This window comes from Micromonospora sp. RL09-050-HVF-A (assembly GCF_019374995.1).
GTDB lineage: Bacteria > Actinomycetota > Actinomycetes > Mycobacteriales > Micromonosporaceae > Micromonospora > Micromonospora antibiotica.
On record NZ_JAGKQP010000002.1, the window covers coordinates 982,590 to 997,313 of the forward strand.

Consider the following 14,724-nt stretch of genomic DNA (forward strand, 5'->3'; position numbering starts at 1 on the left):
GCGCGGGCCGGCGGTCGGCAGGCCGGGCCGGGTGCGCGCGGGTGGGCAGCTCACCTGGTGAAGCGGCCGCCGGTGACGCCGAGGATCTCCCCGGTGACGTAGCTGGATTCCTGGGAGGCGAAGAAGACGTACGCCGGGGCCAACTCGGCGGGTTGCCCGGCCCGGCCCAGCGGGGTGTCGGTGCCGAACTTCTCCACCTTCGCAGGTGGCATGGTCGCCGGGATCAGCGGCGTCCAGATCGGGCCCGGGGCGACCGCGTTGACCCGGATGCCCCGGTCGGCGAGCTGCGCCGCGAGACCCTTGGTGAAGTTCGCGATGCCCGCCTTGGTGGTGGCGTAGTCCAGCAGCGGCGGCGACGGGTCGAACGCCTGGATCGAGGTGGTGTTGATGATCGTCGCGCCCTCCTTCAGGTGCGGCACGGCGCTGCGGCAGAGCCAGAACATGGCGTACAGGTTGGTCTTCATCACCCGGTCGAACTGCGCGGTGCTGATCGACGTGATGCCGTCGTCCTGGGCCATCTGGTAGGCCGCGTTGTTGACCAGGATGTCCAACCCGCCGAGGTCGGTGACGGTCCGGTCGACCAGGTCGCGGCAGTGCTGCTCGTCGGTCAGGTCGGTGCGCACCGCCACGCCCCGCCGGCCGGCCTCCTCGATCAGCCGCACCGTCTCCCGGGCGTCGGCGTCCTCCTCCTCGTCGAGGTAGGAGACGACGACGTCGGCGCCCTCCCGGGCGAAGGCGATCGCCACCGCCCGACCGATACCCGAGTCGCCGCCGGTGATCAGGGCCCGCTTGCCCGTCAACCGGTCGCTGCCCCGGTACGACGTCTCCCCGTGGTCGGGCGCCGGGCCCATCCGGTCGGTCCGGCCGGGAGCCGACTGCTGCTGGGCCGGCTGACCATCCTGGTGGCCGTACTGCTCGGTGGGGTCCTGCGGGGTGTACTGGTCCTGGCTCACCGTGCCGCTCCCTGCCTGGTTTGGTCCGTTCTGGGTCCCTGGCTGACCTACCCCGACCGGTACGCCGGAAACAACAGTCGGACCCGACGGTGGAACCGGATGTGACAGGGAGATGGCCGGTGGGGTCGGTGTGGTGAAACACCCCCGACCACTGTGGCGGGAGCGACGGCTGCTCGTTATGGTGCGCAGCGGCGCCCCACGAGGCGCGTCCACCCCCGATGGAAGGCATTTTTCATGACCTCCTCCTCCGGCGCGTCGCGCCGCCAGGTGCTGGCCGTCGCCGCCGCCGCGGCGACCGCCCCGCTGATCGCCGGCGGGCCCGCCCAGGCGGCCCAGCGGCAGGGCCCGCAGGGTGCGAAGACCTGGGACCTGACCGTCCTGGGCACCTCGGACACCCACGGCAACGTCTACAACTGGGACTACTACCGCGACGCCGAGTTCGACGACAGCAAGCACAACGACGTCGGCATCGCCAAGCTCGCCACCCTGGTCAACCAGATCCGCGCCGAGCGGCGGGGCCGGGCCACCCTGGTCCTCGACGCCGGCGACACCATCCAGGGCACCCCGCTGGCCACGTACTACGCCAAGCAGGAGCCGATCACCGTCACCGGCGCGACGCACCCGATGGCCCGCGCGATGAACATCCTGCGGTACGACGCCGTGACGCTGGGCAACCACGAGTTCAACTACGGGCTGCCGCTGCTGGCGACCTGGATCGACCAGCTGGGCTTCCCGGCGCTGGCCGCGAACGCGGTGAACGCCCGCACCGGCAAGCCGGCGTTCCGGCCGTTCGTGCTCAAGCGGGTGCGGCCCGGTGGGCCCGGGACGCCGACGCTGACCGTGGGCATCCTCGGCCTGACCAACCCCGGCGTGGCCATCTGGGACAAGGGCAACGTGGAGGGCAAACTGCTCTTCCCGGGCATGGTGGAGACCGCCGCGAAGTGGGTGCCGGTCATGCGGCAGCGGGGTGCCGACCTGGTCATCGTCTCCGCCCACGGTGGCGACAGCGGCACCTCCAGCTACGGCCCGGAGCTGCCCAACGAGAACCCGGTGGCGCTGATCGCCCAGCAGGTCCCCGGCATCGACGCGATCCTGTTCGGCCACGCCCACAACGAGGTGGTGGAGAAGTTCGTCACGAACACCGCCACCGGGGCGCAGGTGCTCACCGCCGAACCCTCCAAATGGGGCCAGCGGCTGACCCGGATGGACTTCACCCTGACCCGGGAGCGGGGCCGCTGGAAGGTCGTCGGCAAGGGCGCCACCATGCTCAACACCAACACCGTGGTCGAGGACCCCAAGGTGCTCGCCGCCGTGCGGGGCCAGCACGCCAAGACGGTCGGCTACGTCAACACGGTGGTCGCCCGGTCCACGCAGGAACTGTCCGCCGCCGAGTCACGCTACCGGGACACCCCGATTCTGGACTTCATCAACCACGTCCAGACCGAGGTGGTCACCGCCGCGCTCACCGGTGGCCCGTACGCGGCGCTGCCGGTGCTGTCGATCGCCGCGCCGTTCAGCCGCACCGCCGTCTTCCCGCAGGGTGACGTGCGGATCCGTGACGTCGCCGGGCTGTACGTCTACGACAACACCCTGGAGGCGGTGGTGCTCACCGGCGCCGAGGTGAAGGCGTACCTGGAGTTCTCGGCGAAGTACTTCACCACGCTGCCGGTCGGCGCACCGGTCGACCCGGCGACGATCAGCGACCCGGCCGTGCCGGACTACAACTACGACGTGATCTCCGGGCTGGACTACGACGTCGACGTCTCCCGGCCGGTCGGTCAGCGGATCACCCGGCTGGTGCTGCCCGGCACCGACACCCCGGTCGCCGCCGACGCGCAGTTCGTCGTCGCGGTGAACAACTACCGGCGCAGCGGCGGCGGGAACTTCCCCGGCATCGTGAAAACCCAGGTCTACAACGCGCAGCAGGAGATCCGTCAGCTGCTCATCGACTGGGCGCAGGCCCGGGGCACCATCGACCCGGCCGACTTCTTCGTGCCGAACTGGCGGCTGGTCCGGGCCGGCGTGCCGGTGTTCTGAGCCACCCCGGCCGGCGACTGCCACACCCGACGGGTCCCGGGGTGCCACCCCGGGGCCCGTCGCGCCGTTCAGCCGCCCGAACGCAGGTCCTGCTCGTGCCGGCCGGGGGTCGGGTCGGGCTGGTAGCGGGGCGGCTCGGTCTCGGTCGACGTCGTCCGGTCCTCGGGTCGGACCGGCGGCGGCAACTCGCCGAAGCGCATGTGCCGCAGCAACGCGTGCTGCTCGTCGGTGAACGGTTCGCTCATGACGCTCAGTGTGCACCCGGCATCAAGGCCGGCGGGAGGGGTAAGCGGGCGGTTCCGTCGGCGACGAGAGGACGAAACCATGCGTGCGGTACGGATGACCGCCCCCGGGGTGCTCGAACAGGTGCAGGTGCCGACGCCGACGCCCGGCCCCGGCGAGGTGCTGGTACGCGTCGGCGCGGTCGGCGCCTGCCACTCCGACCTGCACATCCTCGACGCCGGGCCGGGGGTCTTCCCCACCCCGATCACCCTCGGCCACGAGATCGCCGGCACCGTGGACACCCTCGGCGACGGCGTCACCGGCTGGTCCGCCGGGGACCGGGTCGCCGTCTACGGGATCATCGGCTGCGGCACCTGCCGGGGCTGCCTGCGGGGCCGGGAGAACCAGTGCCGCACCGTGCCGGTGGGCGGGATCGGGCTCAGCCGTGACGGTGGGCTGGCCGAGCACGTGGTGGTGCCCGCCTCCCGGCTGCTGCCCGTCGGTGACCTGGAGCTGACCCAGGCCGCGCCGCTGACCGACGCCGGGCTGACCCCCTACCACGCGATCGAGCTGGCCCGGCCGGTGCTGCGGCCCGGGACGTCGGTCGTGGTGATCGGCATCGGCGGCCTGGGGCACATGGCGGTGCAGATCCTCGCCGCCACCACCGCCGTGCGGATCATCGCGGTGGACAGCAACGTCGCCGCCCTCGACCTGGCCACCCGGGTCGGCGCGCACCACGTGGTGCCGGCCGGCCCGGACACCGTCGAGCGGATCCGGGAGCTCGTCGGCCCGGCACCCGACGGCGCGGACGTGGTCATCGACTGTGTCGGGGTGGACGCCACCCTCACCACCGCCCGTGACGTCGTGGCCACCGGTGGCCGGCTGCTGCTGGTGGGCCTGGGCGGCGGCACCATGCCGGTGCGGCCGGTCGCCGACGAGCCGCCCACCGTGCCGTTGGAGACCAGCGTCGAGGTCCCGTTCTGGGGCACCCGGGCCGAACTCCAGGAGGTGATCGCCCTGGGCCGGGCCGGGCTGCTCACCGCCGACGTGCAGACCTTTCCGCTGGAACGCGCCCCGGAGGCGTACGACCTGCTGCGCGCGGGTGAGATCCACGGCCGCGCGGTGATCGTGCCCTGAGCGGCGGCGTAGGTGGTGCGGTCAGCGGCCGACGCCGGGGGCCGGCGGCTGCCCGCCGCCCCGGGCGGGCAGCCGATCCAGCAGGGCCAGGGTCGCGCGCACCGGCCCCCGGTCCAGGGTCCGGTCGAAGCTGGACCGGCCCTGGCAGAACCGGACGAACATCGCCCAGCCGGCCGGGGTCGCCAGGAAGGCGTGGCACACCTCGGGGCGACGGGCGAAGGTCTGCAGCAACCGGTGCCCGGCGCGCATCGACGGCACCAGCCGCTCGTGCACGTCCCGGGGGTAGCGGTCCAGGTCACCGGCGGCGACCGCCGCACCGGCCAGCGTCCCGGACCGCAGCGCGTAGCTGATTCCCTCCCGGGTCCACGGCTCCAGCAGGCCCGCCGCGTCCCCGGCCACCAGCACCCGACCGTGGCGCAGTGGCGCGTCGTCGGCCCGGCAGCGGGTCAGGTGCCCGGAGTCGTGCTCGGCCGCCACCTGAGCCAGGCCCAACCGGTCGAGGAAATTGTGCAGGTAGGCGCGGGTCCGGTCGCCCTCGCCGCGGGCACCGATCACCCCGACGGTGAGCACGTCGCCCTTGGGGAACACCCAGCCGTACGCGCCGGGGAACGGGCCCCAGTCCAGCAGCAGCCGCCCCCGCCAGCGGGCCGCCTCGGCGGGTGACACCGGCAACTCCCGTTCCAGACCCAGATCCACCTGGCGGAACCGGACGCCCACGTGCCGGGCGGTCACCCCGGCGGAGCCGTCCGCCCCGATCACCGTGCGGGCGGTCAGGGTGGTGCCGTCGGCCAGTCTGACGCGTACCCCGTCGGGGTCCTGGTCGAGGGCGCGCACGGCGACGCCCTCGCGGACCTCGGCCCCGGCGGACACCGCCGCCGCGCGCAGCCGGTCGTCGAACTCGTCGCGGCGCACCATCGTCACCAGGGGTGTGCCGTGCCGGCGGGTGAAGCCCCACCGGCCGTCCCGGGTGAAGGTGACCCGGTCGACCCGGTCGTGCGCCGGCACCTCGATGCGGCCGGCCACCATCGACAGCGAGGTGCCGATCAGGCCACCCCCGCAGGTCTTGTAACGGGGGTGCACGGCCCGGTCCAGCACCAGCGTCCGCACCCCGGCCGCCGCGGCCTCCCGGGCCGCGCTGAGCCCGGCCGGCCCGGCGCCGACCACGACGAGATCCCAGATGATCATGCCGGTCAGCCTAGGGCACCCGGCCCCGCGCCGAGGGGTACGACCGGCCGTGCGGCAGGCATTGTCGGGTGGCCAGTGGGTAGACCGCGTCACCCGGACCGCCCGACCGGTCGGCCGGGCCCACGGCAAGGAGGGCACCATGCAGCAGGTACGTCTGTCGGAGGTCGAGGTGCGCGTCTACGAGGCGGTCAGCGTGCTGGAGACCCGCAGCCAGGTTCCCTACCCCGACCTGATCGCCGAGGAGGCGGGGCTGGCCGAGCAGGACGTCCACGCGCCGCTGCGCCAGCTCACCGAGAAGGGCCTGCTGCACCGGGAGGACTCGCCGCTGGCCGGGCTGGACTTCGGCCCCCGCTGGTGCGCCCGCCAGCCGGCGTGAGCGCAGTCGCGCCCCGCCGGCCGGCCGGGTCGGGCACCGGTTTGCCGCACCGTCCCCCGGGTAGCGCTGCGGCATGCCCGATCACCGGTCCGTACGGGATCATCGGTACGTGCCCGATCGCCGTCACGCGCCAGATCGCCGGTCCGTGGTGACAGCGACGGACGACCGCCGCCGTTGGCAGGCCCTCGGGGTCGGCCTGGTCGCGGCGTTCATGACGCTGCTGGACGTCAGCATCGTCAACGTCGCCATCCCGTCGATGGACCGGTCGTTGCAGGCCAGCCCCAGCGACCTGCAGTGGGTGCTGTCCGGCTACGCGCTGACCTTCGGGCTGGTCCTGGTGCCGGCCGGCCGGTTCGGCGACGCCCGGGGTCGACGTAACGCCTTCGTGGTCGGGGTCGCCCTGTTCACGCTCACCAGCGCACTGGCCGGGCTCGCCCAGTCCCCGACCTGGCTGGTCGCCGCCCGACTTCTGCAGGGCGTCGCCGCCGGGGTGGTCAACCCGCAGGTGACCGGCCTGATCCAGCAGCTGTTCCGGGGCGCGGAGCGGGGTCGCGCGTTCGGCCTGCTCGGCGCCGTCATCGGCATCTCCACCGCCGTCGGTCCGCTGCTGGGCGGCCTGCTCATCCAACTCGGCGGCGAGGACCACGGCTGGCGGTGGGTGTTCTTCGTGAACGTGCCGGTGGGGGTACTCGCCGTGCTGCTCGGCTGGCGGCTGCTGCCCACCCGGGCCGCCGGCCGGCTCGACCGGCACCGGCTCGACCCGGTCGGGGTGCTGCTGCTCGGGGCCGGTGTGACACTCCTGCTGCTGCCGTTGGTGCAGCGGGAACAGTGGCCCAGCCCGTGGAAGTGGGCGCTGATCCCCGCCGGGCTGGTCGTCCTGGTCGCCTTCGGACTCTGGGAGCGCCGCTTCGGCCGCACCCGGACACCGCTGTTCGACCTGGGACTGTTCCGGTTGCGGTCGTACACCATCGGCGCGGTCATCGCGCTCATCTACTTCGGTGGCTTCACCGCGATCTTCTTCATCTTCACCCTCTACCTCCAGAACGGTCTCGGCTACCGGGCGCTGACCGCCGGCCTGGCGATCACCCCGTTCGCCCTCGGCTCGGCGCTCGCCGCCGCCCTCGGTGGCCGGCTGGTCACCCGGTTCGGCCGGCCGCTGGTCGGGCTCGGGCTGGTCATGGTGCTGGTCGGGCTCGGCGGGGTGGTGTTCGTGCTGCGCGGCGACCCGCACGGCTCGATTCCGCTGCTCACCGCGCTGCCGCTGCTGCTCGCCGGGCTCGGCAGCGGCCTGGTGATCACCCCGAACCAGACGTTGACCCTGTCCGAGGTGCCGGTGCCGCAGGCGGGCAGCGCGGCCGGAATGTTGCAGACCGGTCAGCGGATCGGCTCGGCCGCCGGCATCGCCGCCGTCGGCGCGTTGTTCTTCTCGTCGCTGGCCAGCACCGACGGTCAGTGGGCCGCCGCGTTCCGGCATTCCCTGCTGCTGGCCATGGGCATCGTCGCGTTGGCGTTGGTCGCCGCGGCGACCGACATCGTGCTGAACCACCGCGCCGCGCACCACCGCTGAGCCCGCCGACCCGACGTCGCACCCGGGGGGACGCCCCGACGTGACGCGCCGACGCCGACCGGCCGGTCCCGTGACGGGAACCGGCCGGTCGGCGCTGCGTCAACTGGTCACCAGTGCTGCTGGACGAGGTCCGCGGCCTGCTGCTCCCACTGGGCGTACGCGTACGGGTAGGCCGAGACCTGCACGGTCTGCGCGGCGGTGGTCAGCGGCAGGTCCTCCCAGCCGGGCACGTTCTTCAGCGCGGAGAAGAACGCCCGGGAGGCGTACCGCGGGTCGGTGATCTGCTCCGGGCTGCCCCACCCCGACGACGGGCGCTGCTGGAACAGTCCCTGCGAGTCGTGGTCGTTGTAGGCGCCGAGGTGCCCCAGGTTGTACAGCTTCGACTCCTGCAACGAGGTGGCCACGCCGATCACGGCGCCGCGCTCCCCCACGCCGGTCCGCTTGGCCTCGGCGATGATCGCCTTGGCGTTGGCGACCTGCGCGTCGTCGAGCGGGACGCGGGACTGGGCGCCCTCCAGCCCGTGCGGGATGAGTTCGTCGGTGCTCGGCTTGCCGGCCGGCACCTCGGTGGTGGGGCTGCCCGTGGTCAGGCCGGACTCGACGGTGACGCCCTGCCGGCTCTTGCCGGTGGCCAGGTCGATCGCGGCGCGGGCCCCCTGGTGGGGGCCGGTGGTGACGGGGGCGGCCACGGCCGCCGGGCCGAACGCCAGTCCGCCGAGGGCGGCGACGCCGGCGATGCCCAGTGCGGTCCTGCGGTCCTTCGCGATGGCCGGGAGCCATCGAGTGAAGTCCAGCTTCACGATGGTTGCCCTTTCGATCGTGGCGACGCGCTCCGGGGTGAGCGGGCCTCGGGGGAACTCCCACGCCAGCCGGGGGTGTGGTGGCCGGCGTATGGGGGACACAACCAGCCGGGCATGTCGGTCATTCCGGAAATGCCGTGGCCGACCCGGGCTGTGGTCCGGGTCACCGGCAGGCGACTCGCGCGGTCTCATACCGGACAGTCGACCCGAATCGCACGACGCGGGTCCGGAGGGGCGTGGCCGTCCGGAGGGGTGTGGGCCGCCCGCGCGCAGGCAGGAGGGCACCGGACGGCTGGCAGCAGGAGCCCAGCGGGCGGACCGGTGCCGGCGTCAGCCGTCGGTGCCGAACCCGTGATCACCACCCGGGCCTGCCCGGCACCGGAGTACGCAGCCTGCTCGGGCAGCCCCAGGGCGTCCCGGAAGAAGGCGACCGCAGCGTCGTAGTCCTCGGCCTCCACCACCAGGCGCAGCTGCCGTACGCCCGGGGGGCGGTTGTCGTCGGTCACCCGGCCGATCCTGGGCCCGCCGGGGCCGGGCGGCGGTGAAGGCCGCCCGGCCGGTGCCGTCAGTGGCCGCGGGTCAGCCACTCCTGCAGGTGGGGGGCCTCCGCGCCGATGGTGGTGTCGTCGCCGTGTCCGGTGTGCACCACCGTGTCCGCCGGCAGGGTGAGCAGGCGGGTCCGGATCGACTCCACGATCGTGGCGAAGTCGCTGTACGACCGCCCGGTCGCCCCGGGGCCACCGGCGAAGAGGGTGTCGCCGGTGAAAACCGCGCCGAGCGACGGGGCGTGGAAGCTGCACGCCCCGGGGCTGTGGCCGGGGGTGTGCAGCACCCGCAGCACCGTGTCCCCGACGGTGATCTCCTGACCGTCGGACAACTCCCCGTCCGGGGCCAGCCCGGGGTGCACCAGATCCCACAGCACCCGGTCGTCGGGGTGCAGCAGGATCGGCGCATCGGTGACCTTGGCCAGTTCGGGGGCGACCCGGACATGGTCGTCGTGGGCGTGGGTGGCGAGGATCGCCACCACCCGGCGGTCGCCGACGGCCCGGCGGATCGTGGCCACGTCGTGCGGGGCGTCGAGGACCACGCACTCGGTGTCGTCGCCGACGACCCAGACGTTGTTGTCGACGTCGAAGGTCTGCCCGTCGAGGGAGAACGTGCCGGAGGTGACGGCGTGGTCGACCCGGGCGGTCACGGGAACACCACCACCGAACGCAGCACGTCACCGTCGTGCATCCGGTGGAACGCCTCCTCCACCTGGTCCAGGGCGATCTCCTCGGTGACGAAGGCGTCCAGGTCGAGCCGGCCCTGCAGATAGAGCTGGGTGAGCAGCGGGAAGTCCCGGCTGGGCAGGCAGTCGCCGTACCAACTGGACTTGAGCGCGCCGCCCCGGCCGAAGACGTCCAACAGCGGCAGGTCCACGGTCATCTCCGGGGTGGGCACCCCGACCAGGACGACGGTGCCGGCGAGGTCCCGGGCGTAGAACGCCTGCTTCCAGGTCTCCGGCCGACCCACCGCGTCGATCACCACGTCCGCGCCGAACCCACCGGTGGCGGCCCGGATCGCCTCGACGGCGTCCTCGGCGGAGGCGTCGACGGTGTGGGTGGCGCCGAACCTGCGCGCCCAGTCGAGCTTGCGACCGTCGGTGTCCACCGCGACGATCGTGGTCGCGCCGGCCAGGACGGCACCGGCGACCGCCGCGTCGCCGACCCCGCCGCAGCCGATGACGGCCACCGAGTCACCCCGGGTGACCTGCCCGGTGTTCATCGCCGCGCCGAGGCCGGCCATGACACCGCAGCCGAGCAGCCCGACGGCGGCGGGCCGGGCCGCCGGGTCGACCTTGGTGCACTGGCCGGCGTGGACCAGCGTCTTCTCCGCGAAGGAGCCGATGCCCAGCGCCGGGGTCAGTTCGGTGCCGTCGGTGAGGGTCATCTTCTGGGCGGCGTTGTGGGTGTCGAAGCAATACCACGGCCGGCCACGGCGGCAGGCCCGGCACACCCCGCACACCGCCCGCCAGTTGAGCACCACGAAGTCGCCGGGGGCAACGTCGGTGACCCCGGCACCCACCTGCTCCACCACCCCGGCCGCCTCGTGGCCCAGCAGGAACGGGTAGTCGTCGTTGATGCCACCCTCGCGGTAGTGCAGGTCGGTGTGGCAGACCCCGCAGGACTGCACCCGCACCACCGCCTCGCCGGGCCCCGGGTCGGGCACCACGATGGTGGTGACCTCGACCGGAGCGCCCTTGCTCCGTGAAATGACGCCCCGGACTTCCTGGCTCACGTTGTGTCCTCCCTGCTTGCCGGCACGACGGCCGGGTGGGGTCCCGCTCACCGCCGAACCTACCGCGATCATGCCGCCCGCCCCACCGGTCCGCCGGACCCACCACCCGCCGGCCCGTCACCCCCGCCGTCGGGCCACTCCCCCCGGGGTACGCACACCGCGTCGCCGGGCGCCGCCGCAGCTTCCCCCGGCCGAGTGGCGTGCCGGCGGCGGGCGGCGTTGCGGTACCGCAGCACCTGCACCGCGCCCAGCACCCACAGCAGGTACTGCACGGCGAACGCCCACCGGAACGCCGCTAGCGGTGGGGCGGCCGCACCCGCCGGGGTGGTCACGTCCAGCACCACCCCGATCGCCAGCACCAGCACGATCGAGGCGACGAATCCGCCGACGTTGACGATGCCGGTGGCACTGCCGATGCGGTGCACCGGGTTGGACGTGCGCGCGTAGTCGAAGCCGACCACCGCGCCGGGGCCGTTGAGGGCCAACACCAGCACCAGGATCACCAGCAGCCAGTACGGTGCCCGGCCGGGCCAGGCCAGCACCGCCGCCCACACCCCGGCGCTGGCCCCGGCGATGACGAAGATCAACACCGAGCGGTGGAACGGGTGCCGGGCGCACAGGTACGCGACCAACGGCCCGGCGAGCAGCGCCCCGACCGTCATCAGGGTGAGCAGGGACGCGGCGACGGTCGGCGGCAGGCCCTGCCCCTGCACCAGGAACGGGTAGCCCCACAGCAGCGCGAAGACCGCACCGGAGAACTGGGCGACGAAGTGCGACCACAGGCCCAGCCGGGTGCCCGGTTCGGCCCACGCGGCGGCCAACTCCCGGCGCACGGTGGACAGGGCGGGGGTGGCGGCGACGCCCGGCCCGACGTGCGGGCCGTCCCGGACGACCACCAGCACCAGCACCACCGCCGTCGCCCCGAGCCCGGCGGCGACCAGGAACGCCGGGGTCCAACCGGCCAGGTGCAGCAACGCCACCAGTGGCACCGCGGCGAGGATCGCCCCGACCTGGCCGAAGGTGCCGGTGAGCTGCACCAGCAGCGGGTTGCGTCGACCCGGGAACCAGAACGCGACGATCCGCAGCACGCTGATGAAGGTCATCGCGTCACCGAGGCCCACCAGGACCCGCCCGCCGACCGCCAACCGGACGTCGGTGGCGACGGCGAAGCAGAGCTGACCGGTGACCATCAGCGCGCCACCGGCCAGCAGCAGCCGACGTGAGCCGTACCGGTCCAGGAGTACCCCGACCGGGATCTGCATGGCGGCGTACACGGCGAGCTGGGCGACCGAGAACACCGCCAGGGCGGAGGCGTTGATGTCGAAGCGGTGGGTGGCCTCCACCCCGGTCACCCCGAGGGAGCTGCGGTGGAACACCGCCGCCAGGTAGGCGGTGACGGCCACCGCCCAGACGGCGGTGGCCCGACGACCGGCGGGGACGCTCACCGGCACGCCGACCCGGTACCCGCCCGCGTCACCCCGACCGGCCGCCGGTCGGCCCGCGCGGCGGGCACCCGTGCCGGCGTACGGCGTTTCGTCATGCAGCAATGGTGCGTCGCCCGGGGCCCGGTCGCCCCGGCGGGTGCACCGCCGGTGGTCCGCGCCACTACCGGCACCGGGTGGCCCGCACCCCGCCGGCACCCGGTCGCCCGCGCCGGCACCGACCGCGGGGGCGGACCACCCGGGCAGGATCACCCGACCGATCGACCCCGCCACGCGGGGTGATCGGCTGACTGGGCACAATCGACACATGTCTCCCCGCCGGTGGTTGCTCGCCGATCAACTCGGGCCGCACTTCCTGGACGACGACCGGCAACCGGTGCTGCTGATCGAGGTCAGCGAGTTGTTCCGGCGTCGGCGGCTGCACCGGCAGAAGGCGCACCTGATCCTCAGCGCCCTACGCCACCGCGCCGCCGAACTGGGCGACCGGGCGCTGCTGGTGCGCGCCGGCACCTTCCGGGAGGCCCTGGCGTCGGTCGACGGCCCGGTCGAGGTCTGCCACCCCAGCACCCGGGCCACCCACGACTTCGTCAGGTCCGTCCCGGGACTGACCGTGCTGCCACCCCGCGGCTTCGTCACCGACCGGGCCGACTTCGCCCACTGGGCCGACCAGCCCCGACGGGGACCGCTCCGGATGATCGACTTCTACCGGCACGTGACCCGACGGCACGGGGTGCTCACCGGCCCCGGGCCGACCGCACACGCCGGACCCACCCCCGGCGGGCGGGCCCTGGACGTACCGCCCGCACCGCCGATCGTCGAGGACGACATCGACGCCGAGGTACGGGCCGACCTGGACCGGTGGGAACGCGACGGGGTGCGGTTCGTCGGCCGGGACGCCCCCCGCGCGCACCCGGCCAGCCACGCCGAGGCCGACCAGCGGCTGGAGCACTTCCTGCGGTACCGGCTGCCCGACTTCGGCCGCTACGGCGACGTGATGAGCGCCGAGGACCCGGTGCTGGCCCACGGTATGCTCTCCGCCTCGTTCAACCTCGGGCTACTCGACCCGGCGGTGGCGGTGACCCGGGCGGAGGCCGCCTGGCGGGCCGGCGACGCCCCACTGGACTCGGTGGAGGCGTTCCTGCGCGGTCTTCTCGGCTGGCGCGAGTTCCTCTGGCAGCTCTACTGGCACGTCGAGCCGGCCCGGCCGGACACCGGCCGGTTGGCCGCGACCGAACCGCTGCCACCGTGGTTCCTCGACCTCGACGCCGACGCGGTGGAGGCACGCTGCCTCGCCGACGTGCTCGCCGGAGTCCGGGACCGGGGCTGGGCCCACCAGGCCCAACGGCTCCTGGTGCTGGGCAACCACGCGTTGCAACGCGGGTGGCGCCCCGCCGAACTGGCCGACTGGTTCCAGCGCTGCTTCGTCGACGGCGTCGACTGGGCGATGAACACCACCGTCATCGGCCTGAGCCAGTACGCCGACCTGCCCCGGGTCGACACCCGCCCCTACGCCGTGGACGGCCGGTACATCGACGAGATCAGCGACTACTGCACCGGCTGCCGCTACCAGCCGGACCGGGAACTCGGCGATCTCGCCTGCCCGTACACCGGGGGGTTCGCGGCGTTTCTGCACCACAACCGGGAGAAGCTGGTGGCCGACCCCCGGCTGGCCGCGGAACTGGCCGCCCGGGACGACCCGCAGCACCGGGAGGCGGTGCTGGCGCAGGAGGAGAAACGGGGCAGCAACCCGCCCTGACCGGCGGTGCCGGGACGCGGGCCCCTCACGCCACCTCACCCGCGGGCAGGTCGGTCGGGACCGGGGCCGCCGACCGGGGAGACAGGGCGGAACGCCCCGCCGCCCCACCGGCGAGGCGGATACCGGCGGTGAGCAGCCGACCGTACGAGCCGGGCAGGACCCGGCCCAGCAGATCGGGCAACTTCGCCGACCAGCCGATCAGCACCCGGCCGCGACGCCGTTCGACGCCGTCGAGGATCACCTCGGCGGCCCGCTCGGGCGCGATGGACAGCAACTTCTCGAACTGCCGCAGCGTGGCCGCGAACTCCTCGCGGGCCACCCCGCTGCCGACCCGGGCGTTACGGGCGATCCGGGTGGCGATGCCGCCGGGATGCACCGACGTCACCCCGATGCCGTCCTCGGCCAACTCGTGCCGCAGCGCCTCGGTGAACCCGCGCAGCGCGAACTTGCTGGCCGCGTAGGCGGTCTGCCCGGCCGGCGCGATCAGGCCGAACAGGCTGGAGACGTTGACCAGGTGCGCGCCCGGCTCGGCCTTCAACGCCGGCAGCAGGGCATGGGTGAGCTGCACCGGCGCCCGGAAGTTGATGTCGACGACCCAGTGAAACTCGTCCATGGTGACCTGGTCGAACCGGCCGCCGAGGGCCACCCCGGCGTTGTTGACCAGCAACCGGATCCGGGGATGCCGGGCCTGGATCTCCTCGGCCACCCGGGCGGTGGCACACAGGTCGGCCACGTCGACCACGTGGGTGTCGACCCGTCGACGGGGGTGGCTGGCACGGATCGCGGCGGCCACCGCGTCGAGCCGGTCGACGTCCCGGTCGAGCAGGACCAGGTCGCTGCCGCGCCGGGCCAACCCGTGGGCGAGCGCCTCACCGATTCCGCTGGCGGCACCGGTGACCACGGCGGTCCCGGCCGGGAAAACGAAGCTACGCACGCGGCCTCCTCGCTGCGAAACAGGAACGGATTGCA

General features: G+C 73.6%; 14 protein-coding genes. 5 read left to right on the forward strand and 9 right to left on the reverse strand.

Features of this window, described 5'->3' with window-relative positions:
* Window positions 1–50 precede the first annotated feature (50 nt).
* On the reverse strand, window positions 51–953 hold the full coding sequence (locus tag J7462_RS04625; RefSeq protein WP_308290746.1) for an SDR family oxidoreductase: 903 nt from the start codon (window positions 951–953) through the stop codon (window positions 51–53).
* A gap of 234 nt (window positions 954–1,187) precedes the next feature.
* Between J7462_RS04625 and J7462_RS04630 the strand changes: the two genes are divergently transcribed.
* Entirely contained in the window at window positions 1,188–2,990 is a 1,803-nt protein-coding gene (locus J7462_RS04630) for a bifunctional UDP-sugar hydrolase/5'-nucleotidase (protein WP_219462082.1), read from the forward strand.
* A gap of 68 nt (window positions 2,991–3,058) precedes the next feature.
* On the opposite strand, the gene J7462_RS04635 is transcribed toward J7462_RS04630, so the two are convergent.
* Complete coding sequence (locus J7462_RS04635; protein ID WP_219462084.1) at window positions 3,059–3,235, reverse strand: hypothetical protein; 177 nt, start codon at window positions 3,233–3,235, stop codon at window positions 3,059–3,061.
* A 79-nt stretch (window positions 3,236–3,314) separates the two neighbouring features.
* Between J7462_RS04635 and J7462_RS04640 the strand changes: the two genes are divergently transcribed.
* Window positions 3,315–4,349: an NAD(P)-dependent alcohol dehydrogenase gene (locus tag J7462_RS04640; protein WP_219462086.1), complete on the forward strand. Its 1,035-nt coding sequence runs from the start codon at window positions 3,315–3,317 to the stop codon at window positions 4,347–4,349.
* Window positions 4,350–4,370: 21 nt separating this feature from the next.
* Here J7462_RS04640 and J7462_RS04645 read toward each other — a convergent pair whose 3' ends face one another.
* Entirely contained in the window at window positions 4,371–5,534 is a 1,164-nt protein-coding gene (locus tag J7462_RS04645; protein ID WP_219462088.1) for a geranylgeranyl reductase family protein, read from the reverse strand.
* A gap of 139 nt (window positions 5,535–5,673) precedes the next feature.
* On the opposite strand from J7462_RS04645, the gene J7462_RS04650 reads away from it, so the two are divergent.
* Together J7462_RS04650 and J7462_RS04655 are read left to right on the forward strand one after the other, a co-directional pair.
* On the forward strand, window positions 5,674–5,910 hold the full coding sequence (locus J7462_RS04650) for a hypothetical protein (RefSeq protein WP_204928348.1): 237 nt from the start codon (window positions 5,674–5,676) through the stop codon (window positions 5,908–5,910).
* Between the two features lie 145 nt (window positions 5,911–6,055).
* On the forward strand, window positions 6,056–7,477 hold the full coding sequence (locus J7462_RS04655; RefSeq protein WP_308290747.1) for an MFS transporter: 1,422 nt from the start codon (window positions 6,056–6,058) through the stop codon (window positions 7,475–7,477).
* 107 nt (window positions 7,478–7,584) lie between these two features.
* Here J7462_RS04655 and J7462_RS04660 read toward each other — a convergent pair whose 3' ends face one another.
* The 5 genes from J7462_RS04660 to J7462_RS04680 form a co-directional block, all read right to left on the reverse strand.
* Window positions 7,585–8,277, reverse strand: a complete 693-nt coding sequence (locus J7462_RS04660) for a hypothetical protein (protein WP_219462092.1) — start codon at window positions 8,275–8,277, stop codon at window positions 7,585–7,587.
* Window positions 8,278–8,465: 188 nt separating this feature from the next.
* A complete protein-coding gene (locus tag J7462_RS31825; protein WP_255597583.1) occupies window positions 8,466–8,783 on the reverse strand; it encodes a hypothetical protein in 318 nt (105 codons plus the stop codon).
* A gap of 59 nt (window positions 8,784–8,842) precedes the next feature.
* Window positions 8,843–9,472 carry an MBL fold metallo-hydrolase gene (locus tag J7462_RS04670; RefSeq protein WP_219462094.1) on the reverse strand — a complete coding sequence of 210 codons (630 nt, stop codon included), beginning with the start codon at window positions 9,470–9,472 and terminating at the stop codon, window positions 8,843–8,845.
* Window positions 9,469–10,557: an S-(hydroxymethyl)mycothiol dehydrogenase gene (locus tag J7462_RS04675; protein WP_208565879.1), complete on the reverse strand. Its 1,089-nt coding sequence runs from the start codon at window positions 10,555–10,557 to the stop codon at window positions 9,469–9,471. Before J7462_RS04675 ends, J7462_RS04670 begins: the two co-directional genes overlap by 4 nt.
* 68 nt (window positions 10,558–10,625) lie before the next feature.
* Window positions 10,626–12,008, reverse strand: a complete 1,383-nt coding sequence (locus J7462_RS04680; RefSeq protein ID WP_308290748.1) for an MFS transporter — start codon at window positions 12,006–12,008, stop codon at window positions 10,626–10,628.
* Window positions 12,009–12,306: 298 nt separating this feature from the next.
* Here J7462_RS04680 and J7462_RS04685 point away from each other — a divergent pair, with 298 nt between their 5' ends.
* Window positions 12,307–13,755, forward strand: coding sequence for a cryptochrome/photolyase family protein (locus J7462_RS04685; protein WP_219462097.1), 1,449 nt, complete (start codon window positions 12,307–12,309; stop codon window positions 13,753–13,755).
* A gap of 25 nt (window positions 13,756–13,780) precedes the next feature.
* Here the strand turns inward: J7462_RS04685 and J7462_RS04690 are convergent, their stop codons facing one another.
* A complete protein-coding gene (locus J7462_RS04690; protein ID WP_219462099.1) occupies window positions 13,781–14,689 on the reverse strand; it encodes an SDR family oxidoreductase in 909 nt (302 codons plus the stop codon).
* Between the last annotated feature and the right edge of the window lie 35 nt (window positions 14,690–14,724).